Source organism: Piscibacillus halophilus (assembly GCF_900110685.1).
In the GTDB taxonomy this organism is placed as follows: Bacteria; Bacillota; Bacilli; order Bacillales; family Alkalibacillaceae; genus Piscibacillus; species Piscibacillus halophilus.
Map to the genome: position 1 here is coordinate 1 of NZ_FOES01000040.1, position 22,794 is coordinate 22,794.

Genomic DNA, 22,794 nt, shown 5'->3' on the forward strand with positions numbered 1-22,794 from the left:
TGATTCTCCACAATGAAATGTGTCAGACATTGAAAAAAGCAGATTCTTCCTTTAACGTTAAAGTTAACCACAACTCAACATAAGAAAGGAAGATCTGCTTTGTATAAACAGTTTACTACAGATATCCTTCAATTAACAAATTTCGTTTTAAATGATGAAGGTGAACCAGTCTCTGATGGTTGGATCTTAGGTGTTGAGCCTAAGGCTCAACAATGTTATGTATGCCCATACTGCTTTGAAAGAAGTACCAATCATGCTCGTGATAAATATCGTGTATTGAAACACGCCTGGGTATCTACTGAAGAAACAATTTACCTTAAGGTGCCAGTGCACCGGCAACGTTGTGAGGACTGTGGCATCACTTGGACAGTCCAATTTCCAGAAATACCTTGTCGTGGCACAGTTACGACACATTTTAAACAAATGATTTCAAGGAAGTGCATCAAGCAATCATTCGCAGATGTTTCACGTGATATGCAGGTACCTGAATCGACAGTAGCTCATTGGTTTTATCAATATGCAGAAGATGTTATGGCTGATCCTGAAAATTATGATGCTCCATCAGCTTTATGTTTGGATGAATTTGCTCATAAAAAAGGACATTCATATAGCATTGCATTAATGGATGCAAATACAGGCCATGTTTGGCAAACTTCACCTGGAAAAGACCGTGAAAAGATCCAGGAGGCTCTTAAGCAATACCCGTTTTCTGCACCAAACGTTGTTTCAACAGACCTTGCACCTGGCATGGCTAAGACAGTCCAGAAGGTTTGGCCTGAAACATCTATTGTGGCAGATAAGTTCCATGTCATTCAACTCTTCACGAAAGCTTTAGAATATGCTCGTAGATTAGATAAAAATTATGCTACGAACCACAAGAAAATTCGTCATCAACGCAGACTTCTTATGACAAAACCTGAAAAATTAAAAGAAGACGAAATTGAAACTTTAAATGATTGGCTATCAGCCAATCCTAAGTTAAGTAAACTCTATCAATTCCTACAAGATTTCAGAGAATTTTACGACCATACAGAATATGACTTGGCTAAACAATGTTTTGAAAATTACTGTCAACACTACTTATTTGATGGTACAGGTCACATCCAGAAGATTGTAAAAACCTTATTACAGTGGAAACAAGAAATATTAAATTACTTTAAATATTCTATAACTAATGCACCTTTAGAAGGCACAAATAATCTAATTAAAACGATTAAACGCCGAAGTTATGGATGCCCAAATTTAGACAACTTTAACTTGCGCATTCGAATGGAATGCAAGCAGCCAACGGCATAAGTAACAGAAATTGTACGTTAAAGGGAGCTATAAGCACATTTTATTGGGGAGATCCTTATTAATACCATTTTTATTAATAGTTACAAAATCATTTAATCCATTTAGAGTATACAAATCCCCATGATAATTATGTTCTATTAACTTAGTTTCTGGTACTTCTATTACAATTTTATTAAAAAATACTTTGGAAATAATACCAAATGCATGATTACTCATTGATATCATCCCCCTTCAGATAACTAACTATATTTTTAAAATGGTGCCCATCGGCCTTTTGAGAATCAAATGCATATCGCCCACCAATAAAATGAACATTTCTTAATCTTTTATGTTGATCAAAAAAAGACTTCACTTTTTCTTCTTCCAAACTACCGAATATTATTAATGTGAAGTCTTCATTACTAAGTGCTTGTGACATTAATTGATTAATGTGTTGATCTGGGAAACCATAACCCAAAACAATTAATGTGCTATTGGATTTTTGTAGGTTTATAGTAAATTCTCTGAATAATTCAGAATATGGCGTTTGTTGTGTTTCAATATGCTTATTAATAGTGGGGTATATTAATACATTCTCTACCTGCGAATCATTAACAGTACCTTGTGTTACTTTATTAATTTTTGAATCATAAAACCAATTTATTGAACCATGGATTTTATATAGTTTCACAAATTTACGTACAATACTCCACTTTTCTTTATATCGATTTAAGTCATCTACTAATCTTAAATGAAAATCCGATGGGTCAAAGGTTCTATAAATGGTGCCTCTAAACCCATTAGTATACCTAATATTAGATTTTTCCATAGCAATCTCGTTAAATAAATCGTAGTTAGTGGTAAATATATTAAGAGGTGAAAAGTCTTTATTTTCTCTTACAGCGAAAATTTCATTAAAAAAATCTGTGTATAAATTTAATGTATCTAACTTTTCCTCATAGTTTATATTTATACTATCTACAAGAGCTTGCTTAGTTTTTTTAAAATTTTCATAATATGGATCAATATTCTCTTCAATATTTGTTTCATTCAAAAAAATTATTGCTGTATTTAACCAGTTTAAATAGGATTCAATATCACCATTTTCTTCACATTTATATTTACCTAATGCATCTTGATCTAAATCTTGTTTAATCTCGTTAAAGGTTGTACCCATAGATGGTATTGCTCCAAAAGAACACCCTGATCCTACTAAGAAATTAAGATTATCTGAAATAAGATTTTTTCTTATGAAGGAACTTATTTTTAATTTTTGATCATCTAAATCCAACCCTTCTATGATATTCTTATCACCGTGATAATGATATAAACTACCATCAGAAGACATAATTGTAATCCCCCTTGATACACTTAAAATTTCAATGAATATTTCTTATATACTAATTCGACAAAAAATGTTAAATTCCTCCAAAAACAAAAGTCCTGAGTATATATATCAGGACAAAAGTCATTTTATTGTTATAAATCAATAATGTTTAATAAATCAAACCTCTAAACTTCTTAACTATCAACTTCTTCCTCTCTGCAACAAACTGTTCATAGTTCTCAATTTCCATAATTCCTTATTTTTCGGAATCAAATGCATATCAAGATACTCTTCTGATTTATCAGCAAACCATTCCTCAGGCAATTGATTACTTTTACCGCCTGCACCGTTTTCTTGTTGTGTTAACAACATACAATTCGCTATCTGATCCCTGTCTCTCTTTTTATATGACAATACTTTTCTCCCTGATTGAGGGTTAACTTCTTTTACCTTTTGAAGCTCACTTTGAGGGAAGATATGGTCGATTTGTGGTTTATTATTTTGAAATGCAGGATGATAAGCAAAATCTTTATACCATAAATTAAAGATTAAATGAATGTTTTTAGACTCATAATGAAAATCAAGAATCGTGTCCTCACTCACTTGTAAATTACGACCGCTTCTTCTAATCGCATCAAACATATCATCCACGTTAAATTCTTTTGTCTTTCGAATTGTGTCAACGCATCGATCAATTACGTTATCTGGACTTCCACTGAATGATCCAGTTAACAATGTTTTCAAAATATATTCGTCTAATCTTTTAACACTACTCCATTTGTCCTTGAAATGATACCTGTAGTAAATAATCGGGATTAAACCAAGATAGGAAGTTAGAGCTCTATCTGATCGTAGATATGTTTTCCCATATAGAAAATCTTTAACATCTTTTATAGCATTAGCGATATCATTCCAGTTTTTCGATATATTCTCCCTAGTACTTTCTTCTCGGAATTTTGGTACACTGTAGGCTGCACCTTTATTTAATAACGCTAAACATGTTTTGAGTACAAAATCTCGATTAAACTTATACCCAGTATTATTTAATTCCTCTAGTAACTCCTCCATGTTTTCGTCTGCTTCTTCCCAACTTGAAGACAATAATGAGAAAAGCAAATCTGATTTACCTAAAACAGTACCACCAGAGTTAGCACGTATAAATATCTCAACTACATCATCCTCAGTATAAGCCTCTGGGTTATCAATGCTATCTAATTCCTGATATATTAGTGTTTCATCAGAAGTAAAAACTTTTAAGATATTTGATATGTTTTTACTGATTTTCTTTTTTTCATCTTTTGATAATTCGTAATCAGCCGCTTCAATGACTTCCTCAGTAATGTCATAAGAATCACCACGGTTAAAGACAATGTTTTTAAATTTTATCCAAGGAAATTTAACATTTTTTTGTTTAAAAACTTAAACAGGTATCATATATCGTCAGGTTTAGTTAAATCACCACTTAAAATATTTAAATAAAGCTCCTTTCCTTCATAACTCCCTTTTAGTCCAATATATAAACTTTGTAACCTTTGTTGCCCATCAAGAACCAATTGTTTTACTTTGTGATCTTCTTGCAGTACGTAGAAATCCGTTAACTTCAACTTTTTCTTATAATCTCTAATAAATTGTCTTCTTTTAATATTGCTTTTAGTCTTCCAAACTAGAAGTGTACTTATTGGGTATTCGCGTAAAATTGAATCAAATAGTCTTTCGATTTGCTCTTCTTTCCAAACAAAGGGTCTTTGAATATTTGGTAGCCAAAACCCACCATCTGCTTCCTCGTTATTTAGATAATTAACCATTTTTCTTATTGTTTCTTTTTGGTTCTTCAAACCTTTCACTCCTCATTTAAAGAACAGTTTTTAAATATTCTTTTTAATAGTTCATTAAAGCTTTTTCATTCCTATTTATAAAAAGGGGTAAAAAACTTCTCCCCTTTTAATCAAGATATAGGCAGTCTTCTTTCATAAGCATGAGCAATCTCTGACATATACAGCCAATTATCAATAAGCATTTCCGTTTTGGATCTTACAAAATGACCACCAGCAGCTCTGTGTTTTGCAATAAACTTTTCTCTAAAACCAACTTCCTCGTTGGAGCTAATTTGTACCTCCTGGCTTCCTTCTTTTATTTCTTTAATAGTTTCCACAAGACGTTTATTTTTTAGGATAGTCTCAGGCCATTTGACATAAGGTACACCTGTTTTATTATGTTCAAGTTGCTTACCCCCAAGGCTTTTACCTAGTTTTGTTGTAATCCAGCCCTTCCTGTCTTTTTCAATCCATCCTAGTTCTGAAAGTATAGGATTGATCCTTAATCTAGACACATCAAATTCTTCAGCTAATTTAGTTGTAGATAAATACTTTTCTTTAATGTTGTTCTCTTTAAGTTCTGCATCATCCATAACAGATGCTGGCCATGCAATCCATTGACGGTCTCCTCTTGTTTTTAATTGACCTCCCTTTTCTTCACCTTTCTCAGTAAGCACCCACTGTTCATCAACTCGATCAATCCAATTATTTCTTAGTAACCGTTCAAACATACCTTTAGTACTTATATTCATCTCTTTAGATAGATTAGTAGACGATAAATATTTATCTTTAGTATTATTCAAATGAATACCTCCAAATAAACCATATTAAATAAATCCAATTATATATTTCGACATTAATTGTTAAATTCCTCCAAAAAAAGAATCCTGATAATACAATCAGGACTCACCATTATTAATTGGGACTTTTAAAATATTACCAATATTATGATAAGATGTAAAAAAGCAATAAAAGAGGTATTTATATGAGCGACATTATATTCGAAAAGAAAAAGTTTAATCATTCAGATCTAGGAGAAATACATACTGTACATTTAAATAATTATCCTATTTTATATATTTTATACAACGAGAAAAGGACTACAGCTTATATTGGCCAAACTGTACATGCCACTCGTCGTTTAAAAAATCACCTTAGTAATCCTAAACGTAGAATTCATGATAATACTATTTTAATAGGCCATGAAAAATTCAATCAATCTGCTACTTATAACATAGAGACCAATCTTATAAACTATTTTATTGCAGATAACAATTATAAACTTCAAAATGTCAGCCAAACAGCAAATGAACAAATGCATAACTACTATCAAAAAGAGTTCTACAATGAAGAAATCTTCAATCAAATTTGGGAAAAACTTAGGGAAGAACAAATAGCTAAAAATACAATTGAAAACTTAAAAAACAAGGATATTTTTAAACTTTCCCCTTATAAAGAGCTGTCTGAACAACAATTAGAAGTAAAAAACAAAATTATCGATTTCTGCAAAAGAAATGCAAACAATCCAGGTCAACATGTTTTTATTGTCGAAGGAGATGCTGGAACAGGAAAAAGTGTTTTATTAAGTTCCTTATTTAACACCATTCAAGATTACGCTAATGACCCTAGTTCAGCATTACATAACACAAATAATTATTTATTAGTTAATCACAGTGAAATGCTGAAAACTTATCATAGTATCGCTTTTAGTTTACCCAATTTAAAAAAGAAACAATTTCTTAAGCCAACGTCGTTTATTAATTCAATGGATAAAAATAGTACCAAGGCAGATATAACACTAGTAGACGAAGCTCATTTATTACTAACAAAAGAAGATTCTTATAACAACTTTAGATATGACAACCAGTTAGATGAAATTATTAAAAGAAGCAACATAACAATTGTTATTTTTGATCCAAAACAAGTACTAAAAATAAAAAGCTATTGGAATGATCGTTTATTACAAGAAATTACTAACCAATATAAGGCAGAAACATTAAGATTAACAGATCAATTTAGAATGAATGCTTCTCCAGAAGTAATCGAATGGGTTGATAACTTAATTTCAAAAAGATTAACTCCTATTCCTAAAAACGACAGAAACGATTATGAACTAAAAATATTTAATGATCCGGAAGAATTTAAGGATGCTATTTTTGAGAAGGATAAACAATGGGGCCTATCGAGAATTGTTTCTACTTTTGATTATCTGCATAAAAAAGATGGTGAAGTCTACTACGTAGATCAAACAGGGATTAATATGCCATGGAATATCACTCAAGATAATGTAACTTGGGCTGAAGAACCGGAAACAATTAGTGAAGTTGGGTCGATATATACTGTTCAAGGTTTTGACTTAAACTACGTCGGTGTCATACTTGGCCCCTCAGTTAGTTACGATGAGAGAAATGACCAACTATATATAGACCCTTCCAAATATAAAGATAAAGGAGCTTTCACATCAAGAAGTGACTTATCATTAGAAGAAAATGAACGAATAAAAGAAGAAATCATTTTAAATTCTATTAATGTCTTAATGAAACGTGGAATACGTGGACTATACATTTATGCTACAGATAAAAAGTTAAGAGATAGACTTATTGAATTAAACGGGGGAGAATTATGAGCGATATAAATAAATTAATAGATTCTATAAACGAATTTCGAGACGTCCGTAACTGGAGACAATATCATAACCCTAAAGATCTTGCAATATCAATATCGATTGAGGCAGCTGAATTACTAGAAGATTTTCAGTGGAAAGAAAGTGAGCAAGCATTAGAATCTAACATTGACAATATACAAGAAGAGATAGCAGATGTCTTAATTTACTCACTCATGTTGTGTTCAGATCTTGAGTTGGATGTTCAAGAAATTGTTAAAGGCAAACTAAAGAAAAATGCTAAAAAATATCCTATTGATAAAGAATGATTGATTATTTTATGACACCAACTGAATAAAGAGTAATATATCAAAATTTCATCTTTTTCTCTAGAAAATTCATAATCTAAGGTGGTTGTAGTAGTTCAAACCCACTCGGAGTCATAGGGTGCCAAACCTAACTAGACCTCCCTCGCCCAATGGGCCCGGGAGGTCTTTTCATGTTTAAAGATATTTTGTAATTGAATTCCACCTTTTCAATATCTCTTTAATCTTTAATTGTTGGATTGCAGAACTCACGAATGATTTGTCTCTTTATTTCTTCAATAGGAAATTGATGAGGGTAAGTAGATATCATGAGCATACTCCCTTGAAGCGTGGATGAAAAGTACAACGATCGTTTCCGTGGCTCATCTACTCCTAGTTCTTCAAATATCTTACATTGAATTTCAAACTGCTTTGAATTTTCTCCAACCAACATTTTGCTGTATTTGATCAATTCTTCATCTGATTCAGGTTGTGTTTGTAAATGTAAATAAAAACGAAAAACTTGAGGATGTTGATAAACGCTATTAATGGCTCCCTCTACTATCATTTTTAGCTGTTCTGCTGGATCCTCTAGTGACCTAGCTCCTTCCATAACTTCAGCCGTTTGTGCGATACGCTCTTCAACCATTTGAGCAAGAAGTACCTCTTTACCACTATAATAATTGTATAGCAACCCTTTAGATATACCAGCTTCCTTAGCTACATCACTAATAGAAGTAGCATGATATCCCTTCTTAATAAACAATTCCATCGCACTACGTCTAATTTTCTCTTTTGCTTCTTGGCGAATTCGTTCATATTCCTGTTGAGTTCTTGGCATGGTAAATATCATTCCTTCATAAATTCATTTATCTGTTGATATAATTCTTCTGGGTGAGTAAGTGTCACCATATGGTCAGCATCGGCGATTTCAAAGAAACGGATTTTTGGAGCTCTTCGAAAATACTCTGCGACACGATGGTTATCCTGAAAGTCCTTCTCACCTATTATGAATAGTGTTTTGGCTGGCAATTCTTCTAATCTTTCAATAGCAGGCGGTTGTGGCCATATTAGATTAAAAGAAGGCCAATTGAGTACCCGTTTAAGATAGTCTTGATGCATTTGAATCATCAGTTCCCGGTGAGGTCCTTCCATTACAACTTGATACAATGAACCACTTAGCGAACGATCAAGCATCTTATTTAAATCTGGAGCAGCTTCGTTAATTGTAGCGATGTAAGCATTAAACTCCTGTGAATAGCTAAATCCAGACAAAGCTGGAGCAATCAAAATTAGATTCTCTACTTTTTCTGGATAATTCAAAGCAAATTCAGTGCCGATTTGCCCGCCAATTGAATGCCCTATAAGTGTTGCCTTATCAAGTTCAAGGTAATTAAGAAGCAATAGTAAGTCTTCTACATAATTTGTATGTTCTGTAGGAGATGGTGACTTGCCAATTCCACGCGCATCGAACGTAATGACCTTATAGTTTTTAACTAAATGAGAAGCTAAATACTTCCACTCTCGTAAATCAGTACCTCCACTGTGAAGAAAAACAACCGGATGCCCTTTTCCACTAACCTCATAATACAAATCCATTTACCATACCTCCATTCAATAATCGATTTGATTTATTGTTCTTATTGTTTCATTGAATGAACGTTTAGTCAATAAAAAACAGTATGTTGTAAGACATAATTTTTAAAGCTCCATATAAATCAATTTCTAGGAGCCTAACCGATTCATTAATTGGTGTGAATACTTAGGGATTATCATTTGATTGCTATGACAAAGCTAGTATTACTTAGACTAACTTTACCCTACTAGTAAATCCAACCTAGAAACGCATTAGTTCTTTTTGTTCACTTTGATTATTCTAGGATAAAAATAATAGTTATTAAGAAGTGTTTTCAGTATTTCGATAGGCCTATTTTTGCCAAGATTTGATAATTTTTTCAAAAAATAAGTTATACTAAAAATTGTTTGTTTTCTATTAATTAAGAAAGCCTTCTTAAACCGCTTAAGTGATAAGAAGGCTTTTTGTTATGATGACTTGGCAACACCAAGTTTTATAATGATTGGGGGAGTAAGGAAAAATGTCAGGAGATCCTGATTCACAGGTCACATTCATCCCACGAGCAGAACGGCATAAAAAGATAAAGAAAAAGAAAAAAAGAAAACGTAGCTACTATCTATTTGTTTCTCTACTTGTTATGGTCTTTACAATAATTTTAATCTTATCCAGAACAATGATTTTCGATCAGACCAATCAAAACGGTTCCTTTCTTGCTGCAAACTTGGAGGATTCGACAAAAACGATGATTCAAAAGCATACTAACAATTTAGATAAAAGGTTCCAAGTTAAAGAAACCGAGAAGGAAGCGAATGAAGAAGAACAGAAAACGGATGAAAATGCAGATCCTCCGATCGAAAGTCATGAGGAAAATGAAGCACAAGAAGAAGTTGAATCAACTGAGAACATTGAACAAACGAATACACTAACCGCAGATTTTGTTCTTGAGCATAAGGTTAAAAAGGGTGAAACTTTATATAGTATTACGATGCTTTATTATGCTAGTGGGAAATATCAAAAAGAGGTTGAAGCTTATAATGGAATTACAGATCCTGAAACAGAAATAATGGAAGGTATGATCCTTCAAATACCAGATCCACATTACAAAGTCGTACATAAAGTCAATGAAGGAGAATCATTACTTTCTATTAGCCAAAAGTATTATGGTACGGAGGATTATGCGGGTTCGTTAGCGCAGTATAATGACATTAAGAACCCTAATCATTTACCGTACGACACACGAATACATATACCAAATCCATCTTCTCTGAAAAAGAATGTACCGATAACTCCGTCAAGCTCAGAGAAGCCGACTTATAAAATAGTTATTAGCAAGAAATCCAATCAGCTAACCGTTTACGATGGGGATCGTCCAGTGAAATCATTTTCTGTTGGTACTGGTAAAGATGAGTCTAAAACACCCGAAGGCGAATTCAAAATCATTAATAAGTTAGAAGAACCATGGTATCGAGCACAAGACATTCCTGGTGGAGATCCAACTAATCCACTTGGTAGCCATTGGCTAGGTCTTAGTGTACCAGGAACAGATGGTACAACCTACGGAATCCATGGAACGAACGACCCTTCTACAATAGGTAAGTATGTGAGCTTAGGCTGTATACGTATGAATAATTCAGATGTCAAGTGGTTGTATCAAAATATTCCACTAGAAACTTCGGTTCACATTACCAATCAATAAAGCATGGCCCTTACCTAAAAGAGCCATGCTTTATTACGTATATTTAAAAGAACCTAGAAGAAGAAATCGAAAAAAGCTAAAACAAGAAGAATTAACCAGTAAATCTAGTTAAAAACATATCATTCAACCACTCTTGACTTTAATTAGTCGAGGGTGGTTTTTTTCTGCAAAAAATCTCTCTCCCCTTCCCTAGCTACAAACTTAACTATTAATAAAAGTTAAAAAATGCCACTGACGTTCACTGAGCTTCACTGGGCTTCACTGAGCGTGCTAAATGCCACTCAATGTCTCTCAGTAGGTTTGGAGGTGTTTTGATACATTGCTAAAATATCCATTATCTAAAGCATGAAATGGGAGGAATTCAGATGTCTAAAGAGCAAATTCGAATCGTGGATACCGATATACACGAACGCGTCCAATACAAAGACATATTGAAGTATTTAGACGAACCTTTTAAACATTACATTCAAAACTGTCATTGGATGCAAGAAAAACATATGCCTTATACCCAGCCTTCTGTGGCAGGTGTAGATCGAGCAGATGCGACGGTACCTGATGGCCGTCCGGCTGGCTCAGACCTAGCTTTTATGCAAAAACAACTACTAGATGATATTGATCATGAGTTCGGCATCTTAACGAGTGCATTAGACCCTTCACCATCATCTATGCATGGTTGGTATGAAATGGCGACAGCATTGGCGTCTGCCTACAATGATTGGCAAATTGATGAATGGTTAGAAAAAGATGACCGTTTATATGGATCTGTCCACATCGCAGCCCAGGATCGCGATGCGGCGATAAGAGAAATTGAAAGAGTTGGCTCCCATCCGAAAATGGTGCAAGTTTTACTACCGATTGATGACATCATGTGGGGCGACCCATTCTTCCACCCTTTTTTTGAAGCAGCAGAAAAGCATCATTTAATGATAGGAATGCACCATAATGAGCCGCCTGTCTATTACGGAAAATGGCCAAGATATTTCATTGAGTGGCATACTTTAATCCCGACTGCTCATATGAAACAAGTGGCAAACATGATTTTCAATGGTGTTTTTGATAAGTTTCCGAACCTTGGCTTAATGATGATTGAAGGTGGTTTCACTTGGGTCCCTCACATCATGTGGAAAATGAACCAACAATACCGCGATCTGCGTCATGAGGTCCCATGGTTAAAAAGAAAGCCAAGTGATATTTTCAAAGAGCAGATACGCGTTACAACTCAACCAGCAGAAGAACTAACAAAACAAGAGTTTACATCTCTTATTGAACAAATGGGTTCCGATGAGATCCTATGTTTTTCAACTGATTACCCCCATTGGGATTATGATTCACCAACTCGTGCATTACCAAATATGGACCCGGAACTGAAGAAAAAAATATTCGCTGAGAACGCAAAAGCATTTTATCCAAAACTACCTAAGTAGGAGGGTTAAATTATGAAGGAACAAGTCGTATGTAAGACGACAGAGATCGAACCCGGGGAGATGAAAGCTGCCCATTTTGGAAAGCAAAATGTGTTAGTTTGCCGTACATTAGATGGTGAATTTTACGCTTTTCTTAATCAATGTACACATCAGGGGGCTCCACTAGATAAAGGAATGATTTGTGGAGCGACGACTAATGAAAGTAAGCCAGGAGATTACCGTTACTGTCGAAAAGGTGAAATCATCCGTTGCCCATGGCATGGAAGAGAATTTGATATTAAAGACGAAGGTAGAATGCTAGCTAATCCCAACAAAAAACTGCCTAGCTATAAAGTTAGAGTAGAAGATCAGAATGTGATTGTTTATAAATAAGCCAAAAGATCACAAGACTATTTTGTCAGTGACTCTAGCATATTTATGAAGAAGGTGATAACTATGAATCTATCAGAAAAGGTCGTTGACTCGATCATTATTGGGGCTGGTCCGACTGGCTTATTCACTGCCTTTTACGGAGGTATGCGTGAAATGTCAGTCAAAGTAATCGATAGTCTACCACAGGTTGGTGGTCAGCTCATGGCTTTATACCCTGAAAAATACATTTACGATGTGGCAGGATTTCCAAAGGTTTTAGCCAAAGATTTAGTCAACCAACTTGAAAAACAAGCGAATCAGTTCGAGCCAGAAATTTGCTTAGAAGAGAATGTCAAATCAGTAGAAAAATTAGATGAGCAATTGTTTAAAGTAACGACATCAAAAGATGTGCACTACGGAAAAACAGTCATTATTACAAGTGGTGCAGGTGCTTTTCAACCACGTCGCCTAAAACATGAAGCTGCGGACAAATATGAAGGTAACAACCTCCTTTACTCGATTACTGACCTTCAAGCTTTTAAAGATCAAAAAGTGTGTATATCGGGTGGTGGTGATTCTGCTGTTGATTGGGCCCTTATGTTAGAAGGCATTGCAGAAGAAATTTTCCTTGTCCATCGTCGCGATGCGTTTCGGGCACATGAACACAGTGTCAATCAATTGAAGAAATCAACAGTTCAAATCAAAACCCCAATGGTGATTGAGGATCTAATTGGCCATGGCGATTTCATTGAGCAAGTGGTCCTCAGAGAAAATAAAGGTGAACGGACTGAAACTCTAACCATAGATGCCCTTATCGTCAATCACGGCTTCCTTTCCAATTTAGGTGCAATTAGAGAATGGGGATTAGAACTTGAAAAAAATTCGATCGTCGTAAACGAAAAAATGGAAACCAATATCCAAGGAATTTACGCAGCAGGTGATATCACGACGCACGCTGGTAAAGTAAAACTTATCGCTTCCGGTTTTGGAGAAGCACCAACTGCGATTAGCCAAGCAAAACATTATATAGATCCTAACGTAAAAATCCAACCACCACATAGCACTAGAGTGTTGGCAGGGGCTAATAGCTAGAACAAGAACGTATTCGTTACAAAGGAGGAAACGACTTGATGAAGATAAAACGGATGTTCATTGATGGGAAATGGATTGATGCTCAAAATGGCAAAACACGTACCATTATTAACCCATATAATCAGGAAACAATTGCAACAGCTGCAGAAGGTGATACATCCGATGCAAAAGCTGCTATTGCTGCTGCTAGAAAAGCTTTTGATCAAGGGGAATGGCCAAACACACCAGCTGTTGAACGAGCAAGCATCGTTCAAAAAATTGCTGAGCTTATCGAACGTGACAAAGAAGAATTGGCTGAACTTGAGTCCCTTGATACGGGAAAGACACTTGAAGAAAGTCGTTGGGATATGGATGACATCGCTGGCGTATTCCGTTATTATGCTGAAATTGTCGATCAGAACAGTGGAGAAATGATCGCTTCCCCTATTCCAAATTCGGTAAGTAAAGTCGTACATGAACCTGTTGGTGTTTGTGGGCAAATCACCCCCTGGAATTACCCATTACTACAAGCATCATGGAAACTGGCACCAGCATTAGTCACTGGTAACACGCTTGTCATGAAACCAAGTGAAATCACACCACTTACCACTGTAAAAATATTCGAATTAATCGAGGAAGCAGGAGTTCCTGCTGGAGTAGCAAATCTTGTACTTGGACCTGGAAATACAGTTGGTTCAGAACTTTCTACAAATGTTGAAGTTGATTTAATCTCTTTCACAGGTGGTATTGAAACAGGAAAGAAAATCATGCAAGCTGCGAGTGTCAATGTCAAAAAACTCGCGCTTGAGCTTGGTGGAAAAAACCCTAATATTGTTTTTGCTGATGCTGAATTTGAAACGGCAGTTGATCAAGCAATGAATGCAGTATTTTTCCATGCAGGCCAAATTTGTTCAGCTGGAACAAGACTCATTATCGAAGAAAGTATTCATGACAATTTCATAGAAGCACTAGTTGAACGTGTCAAAAATATTAAAATCGGTAACGGTTTTGATGAGGATACTCAAATGGGCCCACTCATTTCAGGAGAGCATTTAACAAAGGTTGAGAACTATGTGGAAGCCGGTAAAAAGGAAGGTGCAACACTTGTGGTCGGAGGTAAACGTCCCGAAGATCCAGCTCTTCAAGATGGCTTCTTCTATTTACCAACGATTTTTACCGATTGTACAACAGATATGAGCATAGTCCAAGACGAAGCATTTGGTCCTATAATTACCGTCGAAAAATTTCAAACAGAAGAAGAAGCCGTGAATCTAGCAAACGACTCTATTTATGGTTTAGCTGGTGGTGTTTGGACAAATGACATCGTAAAGGCCGAACGTTGTGTTAGCAAAATGCGGATGGGTACTGTGTGGATTAACGAATTTAACCTTTACTTCCCTCATGCACCATGGGGAGGATATAAACAATCAGGTATTGGTCGCGAATTAGGTAAACTTGGATTAGAAGAATATACAGAAACTAAACATATTTTCCACAATACGGACCCTAAACCTTTTAACTGGTTTTAAAACCTTATAAACTATCTAAAGAGAACGCCCCCTATTAACTGCTTTATAAGCGCCACAAAATTATTTGTGGCGCTTAACTTGTAAGGAAAACCATGCTATGTCTTAAATTTTTTCGTAATCCTAGATTACGTCAAAGCTTTATATTAATATTTCAAATAATCTTTCTTAACCTTTATACAATTACGAGTTTGACTGGAAAGTTGTGGAATGAATTAGTATCATTGTGTGTAAACAGACACCAACTTACTTACCTTTTTCATCTAATAATCTAACGTACAAAGAAAATCGTTTGGATTCATTAGATCTTATTAATCCAAGAATGGAGTGTTTTCTATTTGAAGATTAACTATTGGTTCATTACCATGGGAATTGTTTGGACTATTATTTTTGCTGGTATGAGTTTTTATTGGGCAATGGGTGGAATGCTAGGGGTTAAATCCCTAGGCGGCACAATATATGAGATGTCCTTAAACCCTGATCATTCGTTTATTACCATTGTATGGCTCACTGGTTTTATTAAATTATTGGGCGTTATATTATTGTTAATGCTTTTGATTCATTGGAAGAAGACGATTATATCCGAGACACTCTATTACGTCACAAAAGTCGTAGGGATTTTATTATTCTTGTATGGATTACTGAATTTCATAACCATTTCTTTGAGTGTATTCGGTATATTAGATTTTAACTTAGATTCATATGCAACATTTTGGAGGTTAATCTTTTGGGAACCATTCTGGATGATTGGTGGCGTATTTTATTTTTTAGCTGTTAAAAAATATTAATCGTTTATTAAAGGTAGATGATTACATAATTTGAGTGACTTGGTCCTCATTCTTCACCAAAAGTCCCAGCTTATCTCAGCTGGGACTTTTTCCTTTGTATTCTAATCTGGCTTTTCCCTTCGATAAGTTAATTTATTTCCTCTACCATCTAAGCATTCTTGTAAACGAGTCGCTTTTCCTTCGATTAATGGCTGTGTAAAGGTTAGTACCCATTTGGATGATAAGAACCAAACCATAGCTCCTGAAATCACTGCAAGCGGAATGATATCCAGATTTTGATTCAACTGTAAAAGCTCTTCGTTTCGGATAATCTGAATGAGAACCCCATGCAACAGATATACATAAAGTGTATATTGTCCCAAATGAGTAAAGCTAAAGCGTTTTCTAGGAATAAGAATTAATACAGAAAACACCATTAGAACTGATAACCCATAAAGAGCTAATCGACTTATAATACCTGTCGTCAACATATCCATAGCTACATATGATTGTGAGCCAAACATTAAGTCTACAGGGATCATAGGTTTTAGATAGCTAATGACCAATAACACAGCTAAAAAGCCTATAGCAACAAATTGATATTTCATATTTTTAAATTGATAAAGTTGATTTTTACTGATCCAGTAACCCATCAAGAAAAATGGGAAAAAGACAAATGTTCTAGATAGACTAAACTCATGCCCTATTAATGGCATAAATCCAATTAATGAACCTATCAAAAATGCTAATGTAATCCCTAAAATCGCTGGGATTTTTTTAAACCAGATCAATAGTATATGCCAGCTAAACAAACTTAATAAGAACCACAAGGTCCAGTGAGGGTCATACAAGCTATTATACGAACCAGCTGAAATAAAAACGTACACTAAATTATAGATTAACTGGAACAATAAGTATGGCAATAATAACTTCTTAGTTAGTTTCTTAAGGTAGTTCGGACTATTTGCCCCACTCGCAAAGAAACCACTGATTAATACAAACGCTGGTATATGAAAAATGTAAATCCATTGGTATAAAGCATCCGCCAATTCAAAGTTCCCTTTCATTGGCTGAATTAAATGGCCAAATACAACAAAGAAAATGAAAAGGAGCTTAGCATTATCGAAGTAAGTCTCTCTTTGCATGATGTCGCACTCCTTTGTCAATTAGTCACATTCTTAATAGTTACCCTATCAAAATGACTTTACCAATGAAACCGTTATGAATACATTGTTAAAGGATTGTTATGTGTATGTAATGCAAAGCTGTAAAATAGTAATCTTTTCATTTATTTGTTATATAAACTTTCAGCACCTGAAAAGATAAGCGACTTTCACAATAAAAAAAGAAGCTAACTTCTTTTTAATAGGTTAACTTCTTCGATTTTAACTAACACTTTTTTAAATACCTTTTTAGCAAAGACTCCCCATGATTCATCAGAAAACCTTTATTGGGTTCTCGATCATTTGTTTCGAAATCAAAATAAATCCGCTCATAAGTCAAAGTAGTTCAGTTAGTAGTATTTGATTTAGAAAAATAGAGAAAGCTATACCTATGGACTCCTCTCCCACTCCATCAATATTTCTCTCTCACCAGTCTTCTCATCTTGGAGTTCCTCAACTTCCACAAAACCATTTTTTAAATAAAAATTAATGGCTTTGTCGTTTTTCTTATAAACCTTTAATTGAATGGCATCCCTTTGTTCTTTTATAAAGTTTAATAATTCTTTTCCATATCCCTTACTTTGGTGATTATGATCGATAAATAACGCAGCCAAATAACTTTCCACCATTGAAATGAATCCTACTATTTCTCCTTTGTCAGTCACTACATAAGTTTCGGAATTGGGTAGATATTCTTCTTTCATTTTTGTACAATGTGATTTCCAAAAATTTTTATCAATAAAGTCATGTGCTAACAAAGACCCTTCATACCATATGTTAACTAATGAATCGATTTCATTTTCTTTATTTAATCTAATGTCCATGTGCTCCTCCAACTTTTTCACCAAATGTTTTTAGCTTTTTCTAAATGATCTAGACTGACTAAACTTCTTTGCATAGGCGTAGGGCAAATTCCATTATACTTTTTAATTTTCTTATTGATGATTTTGATGTCTCGTTCAGTTTCAGCAGTTTGTATTAATGCACTGATTTCTTTTTGTAGCTTTAACCAAGGGGGTAAAAAACCGGCATCTTTTGCGATTTTTTGAAAGTGTTGAAGTGTGTCTTTTTCCATGTAGTCTTTAGGTAAAGGCTTTCCTTTACCAGGTAAATCTTTTTCATACTCATAGTTATTTTTCTTAATCATGTCACCAATTAGATCATTATATTTTTTATCCACACTTAACCTCCTTCCTATTAATCACTTAATCAATGGAATCTTAATTTTCACTAAAAACTTTTCATCCTTATAAACGAAGTCTAATAACCCATCATATTTCTGAACAATATCATGGATAATTTTCGTGCCTAGCCCTTCGTGATCTCCTTCTTTTGTTGTGATGCCATAATCATTATAAAGTCGATCCAGGACTTCCCTATGGATCGGTAAACTATTGTTTTCACAGGTTAATATATATAACCCGCTTCGTTTTAAAAACTGAAGGGATAATAAAGCTTGCTCTCCTTTTTCCTTCTGCCAGCTCTCACAGGCGTCGATACTATTTGAGAGTAAGTTCCCAATTAGAGAAACGATGTCTCGGTCAGTCATTGGAAGTGAGGAAACCGGAACGTCTAAACTATAGTCAACTGAAATGCCTAATACTCTAGCTCGTTTATAAGCTTGGTGTAACGTCGCTGCAACGACACCTGTTTCTCCTTTTATAGACAGGTTAGTTTCTTCATAGCCTTCAACTAAATCATTCAAATAGGTTTTGGCTTCCTCGGTTTTCCCATTTTCTATTAAAAAATGAAGAGCGGAAATATGTTTTAAATAATCATGTCGTTCACTTCTAACTATACGAAATGTATTATTAATTTGCTCTCGTTCGATTTCATGATTTTTCAATTGAGTATGTAAATATGAATATTGTCGGGCTAGAATATGCCGAAACCATTCCAGGCAAATGAATGCCACTAACAATCCTGTCGAGCCCCAAATGAATTGATCATTCAAATTAACGATTAATAACAACACTTGAACAAGTGCTAATAGCCCATTCCAAAGAACTGGGACTCGGTCTACCTTCGTGATGACCTTCCAACTAATGAGTAAAATGAGCCCAACTGGTACTAAAATTGTTAAATATATAGGTAGCTGAATATATAAACCGTTTAGTAATACTTGTAGATGAATGGTTGCAAAGATTACTACAACCATCCAATAGAAAATATTGAACAACATGTTCACCTCTAAAAATAATTCTCTTGTATAAATTTCACTTTATCTTTCGTAATCATGGCTTGTTTCTCAATACCTTCAAAGGTTACGATATAGGAATTTTTCGCATATAGAGAGAAGTTCTTTACATAATGAATATTAATGATGAACGAACGATGCGAACGTATAAAGTCTCTCTCTCGCAACTCTCCCTCTAATTCATTTAACGTTAAATAGGTTTTAATTTCTTCATTTTTAGTGTAAATCGTCGTTGATCGACCCGATCGTTCAATAAAGATGATATCTTGTTTCTGTACAATGTGTATGTCATTTTTTTGTTTTAAATATAATCTGCCTTTCATCTCGGTGGATTGATTCTTCTTAAGTAATCGCTTCATAGATTGAATGAGTCGTTCTTTTGGATATGGTTTCATGATATAGTCATGCACATTTAACTCAAATGCATGAACCGCATACCCACTCGTTGCCGTAACAAAAATCACCGCGATATCCAGTGCATGTGAGTGAATAATATCGGCTAATTCATACCCTGACATGTTCGGCATTTCAATATCAGCGATTAATACATCGATGGATTCTTTTTTAATCTGTTTATAAGCCTCTTCCGCAGATGTGGTTAAAAACACAATCTCCACTTCTTCAATGGAAGACACAATCCCATGCATTTTGTCTAAATCGATTTCTCGATCATCCACTAATCCTACTTTCACATTCATCCCTCAAATTTTTAAAGTAACAATTATCTAAATTTTAACATATAACTTCAACTTCATGACCTTTTTACGACATGAAATGGAATATTCGCGACATAAGTACAGAAATGTCACAAGATAAGATATATCATAGAGTCAAACATGCAAGGAGGAGTCTCGGATGATTGAAATTAATGAAGTGACGAAGCGATTTCAAGATAAAAAGAAATATGTAACAGCTTTAAAACATGTTTCTTTCACTGTTGAAGAAGGTGAAGTGGTTGGTCTGCTTGGTGAAAATGGTGCAGGGAAAACGACCTTACTTCGTGCCATTGCCACCCTTCTCCACCCCACTGATGGAACAATTAAAGTCGCTGGTTACGATACGGTCAAACAACCAAATGATATAAAAAAGAAAATTGGGGTCTTATTCGGTGGAGAAACAGGTTTATACGACCGATTAACCGCACGTGAAAATTTAGAGTACTTCGCTTCACTCTATAATCTAAGTAAGCATGAAACAAAAGTTCGAATTGATGAGCTGACCAAAATGTTTGGTATGAGAGATTACTTGGATCGTAAAGTGGATGGATTCTCAAAAGGAATGCGTCAAAAGCTAGCGATATCAAGAACTCTTATTCATGAACCAGATATAATTCTATTTGATGAACCGACCACTGGATTAGATATCACAGCAGCGAATGTGTTTCGTCAGCTAGTTCATCAACTAAAACAACAAGGTAAAACTATTATCTTCTCTAGCCACATCATGGAAGAAGTTCAAATGCTGTGTGATTCCGTGGCGATGATTCATAAAGGGGAACTCATTTACCACGGTAATATCGAGAAATTATATGAAGAAGAAAACAATGAGGATTTAAACTATATTTTTATGAGCAAATTGGTTAGAGGAGGTTCGGATTATGTTTCTTAAAATGTTTTTTAAAGAAATGAAAGATTCGTTTCGTGATAGAAGAACATTACTATTAACCGTTGTTTTACCACTGATTATGATGACCGCTCTCGTATTTTACTATGAAAGCTTGCTTTCTGATGATGAGCAGACTTATAATCTAGCTGTTGAAAAAGGAACGAGTGAAGAAATATTATCAATTTTTTCTACGGAAAATTTTAATTTTGTAGAAACCGATGATCCTGAATTTGCTATTGAAGAGGGAGAAGCTCATACAGGAATCTTATTCGATGATCAATTCACTGAAAAAGTCGAGACTCATCAACAAGCAACTGTGAAGGTTATTTCAGGGGATTCTTTTAGCCAAAATGCGTCTAATGCAAATGCGCAAGTCATGGCTGCTTTACAGCAATATGAGCAAGCGATTGTCAATGAACGATTAACGAATGAAAACATTGATCAGCAATTGATGACACCTTTTCAAATCGAACAAGAAGAAATTACGGATGATAACGCTGGGATGGCTCTATTAGGCACATTAATTCCATTAATCCTTGTCTTAGCGATTGGGATCGGTGCTAGTCCTTCAGCTTCTGATTTATTTGCTGGTGAAAAGGAAAAGAAGACAATGGAAGCATTACTTATGACCCCAGTTAAACGTTCAACCATGATCATGTCCAAATGGCTAACGATTTCAGCTATTGGAAGTATAACTGGGATTGTGACATTGATTGTCGTAGCTTTAGAGATTCAATTTATGACGGAAAACTTAAAAGATGCTGTTGCAAGTACCGAAAATATAGGTTTAATCATTGGGATTGTGGCAGGTATTACGATTATATATGCGACGTTCCTTGCGTCCATCCTTATGGTGACAAGTATTATGGCCAAAACCATCAAGGAATCACAAAGTTACAGCACTCCGGTCATGATGCTTGGAATGTTCCCTATAATGATTCTAACAAGTGTCGGAACGAGTGAGCTTGAATTTCATCATTTCGTTATTCCGATTTTAAATATCTTTAGTAGTTTAAAAGAATTACTCGTAGGTGTGATTGACTGGGAACACATTTTTATCACTGTAGGCAGTAATTTAATAGCCATGATCATCATCTTCATTATCGGTCGAATCATGTTCTTAAAGGACAAATGGGTGATGAACTAGTAACCTCTTATTTATAAAGATTAAATAAATGACGTAATTCGTCGGGAGAGATTATTGATGGAAATAACTGAATTACTTTTTGTATATGCGATGGTATTTGTACTATCTGCCATTCCATTTATTGAGGCCCTTTTCTTAACCCCAATCGCCATATTGGGAGGGTTATCATTCTGGCCCGTTTTGATATTAGCCATAGCAGGTAATCTACTAACCGTTTATCTCGTGATTATTTTTATTGATTACATTAAAGCTTGGCGTAAGAAAAGAGGCAAGGAAAATAACAAACGGTCTTCTCGAGCCAAAAACTTATGGAGCAAATATGGTTTACCTGGCTTAGCTTTACTTGGACCTTTCCTCGTTGGAAGTCATTTAACCGCATTTTTAAGTTTAGTATTTGGCGGTACAAAAAAACGTGTTTTCTACTGGATGACGATTAGTATAGCTGGTTGGAGTTTAGTTCTTGGAATACTTGCCGTGTTTGGCATTGATTGGTTCAACTTTGATAACCCGTTTATCGAAGATTTCTTTAATCGAAATACTCCCTAACTATTTATAGTTAGAAGAATTCAAAAAAGTCCATCACCTTAAGTGATGGACTTTTTTGCAGCTTGTAGAGAAACCCCGTGTTTTTCTACAAGCTTTTTTAGGTTAATAAATAGATATCTCAATAATTTATGTCTATCACAACCTTAATAATAAGAAAAAGACTCTCCTCTACCTAGACCACACGGTCTAGGTGGAGGGCAATCTTCTTCATGTTCTGACAAGCAGCTGTCATAAGCGCTTGCTCTCGAACATTATCCCTTCCACGCAAACGACAATAGCGCAGCCCATGCAGTTCTTTTGAATCTGCGAAGCTACGTTCGACTTTCTCTTTTCGCATTCGATATATCCATTTACCTTCATTCGAAAGACGGTTCTCTCGAACTTTATCTTTACTATCTTCCC

At 34.8% G+C, this 22,794-nt stretch carries 25 protein-coding genes; 12 read left to right on the forward strand and 13 right to left on the reverse strand.

Going from position 1 to position 22,794, the window contains the following annotated elements; genetic code table 11:
• Positions 1-99 precede the first annotated feature (99 nt).
• Positions 100-1,296 (forward strand): ISL3 family transposase, encoded by a 1,197-nt coding sequence (locus tag BMY57_RS13220; protein ID WP_091774713.1) that lies wholly within the window; start codon positions 100-102, stop codon positions 1,294-1,296.
• Between the two features lie 27 nt (positions 1,297-1,323).
• Here BMY57_RS13220 and BMY57_RS13225 read toward each other — a convergent pair whose 3' ends face one another.
• From BMY57_RS13225 to BMY57_RS13240, 5 genes are all read right to left on the reverse strand, one after another.
• On the reverse strand, positions 1,324-1,512 hold the full coding sequence (locus BMY57_RS13225) for a hypothetical protein (RefSeq protein ID WP_091775245.1): 189 nt from the start codon (positions 1,510-1,512) through the stop codon (positions 1,324-1,326).
• A complete protein-coding gene (locus BMY57_RS13230) occupies positions 1,505-2,623 on the reverse strand; it encodes an SIR2 family protein (RefSeq protein WP_091775248.1) in 1,119 nt (372 codons plus the stop codon). Before BMY57_RS13230 ends, BMY57_RS13225 begins: the two co-directional genes overlap by 8 nt.
• 180 nt (positions 2,624-2,803) lie before the next feature.
• The gene (locus BMY57_RS16195) at positions 2,804-3,670 is read right to left on the reverse strand and encodes a GmrSD restriction endonuclease domain-containing protein (RefSeq protein WP_218143549.1); all 867 of its coding nucleotides are present in this window, start codon (positions 3,668-3,670) and stop codon (positions 2,804-2,806) included.
• A 362-nt stretch (positions 3,671-4,032) separates the two neighbouring features.
• A complete protein-coding gene (locus tag BMY57_RS16200; protein WP_218143550.1) occupies positions 4,033-4,437 on the reverse strand; it encodes a DUF262 domain-containing protein in 405 nt (134 codons plus the stop codon).
• A 110-nt stretch (positions 4,438-4,547) separates the two neighbouring features.
• Positions 4,548-5,219 carry a hypothetical protein gene (locus tag BMY57_RS13240; RefSeq protein WP_091775251.1) on the reverse strand — a complete coding sequence of 224 codons (672 nt, stop codon included), beginning with the start codon at positions 5,217-5,219 and terminating at the stop codon, positions 4,548-4,550.
• Between the two features lie 182 nt (positions 5,220-5,401).
• Between BMY57_RS13240 and BMY57_RS13245 the strand changes: the two genes are divergently transcribed.
• A complete protein-coding gene (locus BMY57_RS13245) occupies positions 5,402-7,042 on the forward strand; it encodes a DUF2075 domain-containing protein (RefSeq protein ID WP_091775254.1) in 1,641 nt (546 codons plus the stop codon).
• Positions 7,039-7,347 (forward strand): nucleotide pyrophosphohydrolase, encoded by a 309-nt coding sequence (locus tag BMY57_RS13250; RefSeq protein WP_091775257.1) that lies wholly within the window; start codon positions 7,039-7,041, stop codon positions 7,345-7,347. The genes BMY57_RS13245 and BMY57_RS13250 overlap by 4 nt, the downstream gene beginning before the upstream one ends.
• Before the next feature lie 217 nt (positions 7,348-7,564).
• On the opposite strand, the gene BMY57_RS13255 is transcribed toward BMY57_RS13250, so the two are convergent.
• Together BMY57_RS13255 and BMY57_RS13260 are read right to left on the reverse strand one after the other, a co-directional pair.
• Positions 7,565-8,164 carry a TetR/AcrR family transcriptional regulator gene (locus BMY57_RS13255; protein ID WP_091775260.1) on the reverse strand — a complete coding sequence of 200 codons (600 nt, stop codon included), beginning with the start codon at positions 8,162-8,164 and terminating at the stop codon, positions 7,565-7,567.
• An 8-nt stretch (positions 8,165-8,172) separates the two neighbouring features.
• Entirely contained in the window at positions 8,173-8,922 is a 750-nt protein-coding gene (locus BMY57_RS13260) for an alpha/beta fold hydrolase (protein ID WP_091775262.1), read from the reverse strand.
• Between the two features lie 497 nt (positions 8,923-9,419).
• On the opposite strand from BMY57_RS13260, the gene BMY57_RS13265 reads away from it, so the two are divergent.
• The 6 genes from BMY57_RS13265 to BMY57_RS13290 all read left to right on the forward strand — a co-directional run bounded on the left by BMY57_RS13265 (position 9,420) and on the right by BMY57_RS13290 (position 15,755).
• On the forward strand, positions 9,420-10,595 hold the full coding sequence (locus BMY57_RS13265) for a L,D-transpeptidase family protein (protein ID WP_091775266.1): 1,176 nt from the start codon (positions 9,420-9,422) through the stop codon (positions 10,593-10,595).
• Between the two features lie 365 nt (positions 10,596-10,960).
• The gene (locus BMY57_RS13270) at positions 10,961-12,019 is read left to right on the forward strand and encodes an amidohydrolase family protein (RefSeq protein WP_091775269.1); all 1,059 of its coding nucleotides are present in this window, start codon (positions 10,961-10,963) and stop codon (positions 12,017-12,019) included.
• A gap of 12 nt (positions 12,020-12,031) precedes the next feature.
• The gene (locus BMY57_RS13275; RefSeq protein WP_091775272.1) at positions 12,032-12,391 is read left to right on the forward strand and encodes a Rieske (2Fe-2S) protein; all 360 of its coding nucleotides are present in this window, start codon (positions 12,032-12,034) and stop codon (positions 12,389-12,391) included.
• A 63-nt stretch (positions 12,392-12,454) separates the two neighbouring features.
• A complete protein-coding gene (locus BMY57_RS13280) occupies positions 12,455-13,462 on the forward strand; it encodes an NAD(P)/FAD-dependent oxidoreductase (RefSeq protein WP_091775275.1) in 1,008 nt (335 codons plus the stop codon).
• A 38-nt stretch (positions 13,463-13,500) separates the two neighbouring features.
• Positions 13,501-14,970: a betaine-aldehyde dehydrogenase gene (gene betB / locus BMY57_RS13285; RefSeq protein WP_091775279.1), complete on the forward strand. Its 1,470-nt coding sequence runs from the start codon at positions 13,501-13,503 to the stop codon at positions 14,968-14,970.
• Between the two features lie 335 nt (positions 14,971-15,305).
• Entirely contained in the window at positions 15,306-15,755 is a 450-nt protein-coding gene (locus BMY57_RS13290) for a DUF3995 domain-containing protein (protein ID WP_091775282.1), read from the forward strand.
• 101 nt (positions 15,756-15,856) lie between these two features.
• Here BMY57_RS13290 and BMY57_RS13295 read toward each other — a convergent pair whose 3' ends face one another.
• From BMY57_RS13295 to BMY57_RS13315, 5 genes are all read right to left on the reverse strand, one after another.
• Entirely contained in the window at positions 15,857-16,879 is a 1,023-nt protein-coding gene (locus tag BMY57_RS13295; RefSeq protein WP_091775285.1) for an acyltransferase family protein, read from the reverse strand.
• Between the two features lie 407 nt (positions 16,880-17,286).
• The gene (locus BMY57_RS13300) at positions 17,287-17,721 is read right to left on the reverse strand and encodes an N-acetyltransferase (RefSeq protein ID WP_091775288.1); all 435 of its coding nucleotides are present in this window, start codon (positions 17,719-17,721) and stop codon (positions 17,287-17,289) included.
• A 17-nt stretch (positions 17,722-17,738) separates the two neighbouring features.
• Positions 17,739-18,077: a DnaJ family domain-containing protein gene (locus tag BMY57_RS13305; protein ID WP_091775291.1), complete on the reverse strand. Its 339-nt coding sequence runs from the start codon at positions 18,075-18,077 to the stop codon at positions 17,739-17,741.
• Between the two features lie 21 nt (positions 18,078-18,098).
• Positions 18,099-19,079 carry a sensor histidine kinase gene (locus tag BMY57_RS13310; protein WP_256205311.1) on the reverse strand — a complete coding sequence of 327 codons (981 nt, stop codon included), beginning with the start codon at positions 19,077-19,079 and terminating at the stop codon, positions 18,099-18,101.
• A gap of 8 nt (positions 19,080-19,087) precedes the next feature.
• Positions 19,088-19,786, reverse strand: a complete 699-nt coding sequence (locus BMY57_RS13315; protein WP_091775294.1) for a LytR/AlgR family response regulator transcription factor — start codon at positions 19,784-19,786, stop codon at positions 19,088-19,090.
• Between the two features lie 163 nt (positions 19,787-19,949).
• Here BMY57_RS13315 and BMY57_RS13320 point away from each other — a divergent pair, with 163 nt between their 5' ends.
• Genes BMY57_RS13320 through BMY57_RS13330 form a run of 3 tightly spaced genes read left to right on the forward strand, consistent with a single transcriptional unit; the run spans position 19,950 to position 22,392 of the window.
• Positions 19,950-20,702 carry an ABC transporter ATP-binding protein gene (locus tag BMY57_RS13320; RefSeq protein WP_091775297.1) on the forward strand — a complete coding sequence of 251 codons (753 nt, stop codon included), beginning with the start codon at positions 19,950-19,952 and terminating at the stop codon, positions 20,700-20,702.
• Complete coding sequence (locus tag BMY57_RS13325) at positions 20,692-21,846, forward strand: ABC transporter permease (protein ID WP_091775300.1); 1,155 nt, start codon at positions 20,692-20,694, stop codon at positions 21,844-21,846. Before BMY57_RS13320 ends, BMY57_RS13325 begins: the two co-directional genes overlap by 11 nt.
• Before the next feature lie 57 nt (positions 21,847-21,903).
• Positions 21,904-22,392 carry a small multi-drug export protein gene (locus BMY57_RS13330; RefSeq protein ID WP_091775303.1) on the forward strand — a complete coding sequence of 163 codons (489 nt, stop codon included), beginning with the start codon at positions 21,904-21,906 and terminating at the stop codon, positions 22,390-22,392.
• 172 nt (positions 22,393-22,564) lie between these two features.
• On the opposite strand, the gene BMY57_RS13335 is transcribed toward BMY57_RS13330, so the two are convergent.
• A partial coding sequence (locus BMY57_RS13335; RefSeq protein ID WP_177176393.1) for a transposase occupies positions 22,565-22,794 on the reverse strand: 230 nt, incomplete at its 5' end.

Bases quoted from the DNA above. Each gene is read 5' to 3' on its own strand.
- BMY57_RS13330 (WP_091775303.1), top strand. From the start codon at position 21,904: ATGGAAATAACTGAATTACTTTTTGTATATGCGATGGTATTTGTACTA.
- BMY57_RS13265 (WP_091775266.1), top strand. From the start codon at position 9,420: ATGTCAGGAGATCCTGATTCACAGGTCACATTCATCCCACGAGCAGAA.
- BMY57_RS13280 (WP_091775275.1), top strand. From the start codon at position 12,455: ATGAATCTATCAGAAAAGGTCGTTGACTCGATCATTATTGGGGCTGGT.
- BMY57_RS13295 (WP_091775285.1), bottom strand. From the start codon at position 16,879: ATGCAAAGAGAGACTTACTTCGATAATGCTAAGCTCCTTTTCATTTTC.
- BMY57_RS13320 (WP_091775297.1), top strand. From the start codon at position 19,950: ATGATTGAAATTAATGAAGTGACGAAGCGATTTCAAGATAAAAAGAAA.
- BMY57_RS13300 (WP_091775288.1), bottom strand. From the start codon at position 17,721: ATGGACATTAGATTAAATAAAGAAAATGAAATCGATTCATTAGTTAAC.
- BMY57_RS13250 (WP_091775257.1), top strand. From the start codon at position 7,039: ATGAGCGATATAAATAAATTAATAGATTCTATAAACGAATTTCGAGAC.
- BMY57_RS13275 (WP_091775272.1), top strand. From the start codon at position 12,032: ATGAAGGAACAAGTCGTATGTAAGACGACAGAGATCGAACCCGGGGAG.
- betB (WP_091775279.1), top strand. From the start codon at position 13,501: ATGAAGATAAAACGGATGTTCATTGATGGGAAATGGATTGATGCTCAA.
- BMY57_RS13225 (WP_091775245.1), bottom strand. From the start codon at position 1,512: ATGAGTAATCATGCATTTGGTATTATTTCCAAAGTATTTTTTAATAAA.
- BMY57_RS13270 (WP_091775269.1), top strand. From the start codon at position 10,961: ATGTCTAAAGAGCAAATTCGAATCGTGGATACCGATATACACGAACGC.
- BMY57_RS13255 (WP_091775260.1), bottom strand. From the start codon at position 8,164: ATGCCAAGAACTCAACAGGAATATGAACGAATTCGCCAAGAAGCAAAA.
- BMY57_RS13245 (WP_091775254.1), top strand. From the start codon at position 5,402: ATGAGCGACATTATATTCGAAAAGAAAAAGTTTAATCATTCAGATCTA.
- BMY57_RS13325 (WP_091775300.1), top strand. From the start codon at position 20,692: ATGTTTCTTAAAATGTTTTTTAAAGAAATGAAAGATTCGTTTCGTGAT.
- BMY57_RS13260 (WP_091775262.1), bottom strand. From the start codon at position 8,922: ATGGATTTGTATTATGAGGTTAGTGGAAAAGGGCATCCGGTTGTTTTT.
- BMY57_RS13310 (WP_256205311.1), bottom strand. From the start codon at position 19,079: ATGTTGTTCAATATTTTCTATTGGATGGTTGTAGTAATCTTTGCAACC.
- BMY57_RS16195 (WP_218143549.1), bottom strand. From the start codon at position 3,670: ATGGAGGAGTTACTAGAGGAATTAAATAATACTGGGTATAAGTTTAAT.
- BMY57_RS13230 (WP_091775248.1), bottom strand. From the start codon at position 2,623: ATGTCTTCTGATGGTAGTTTATATCATTATCACGGTGATAAGAATATC.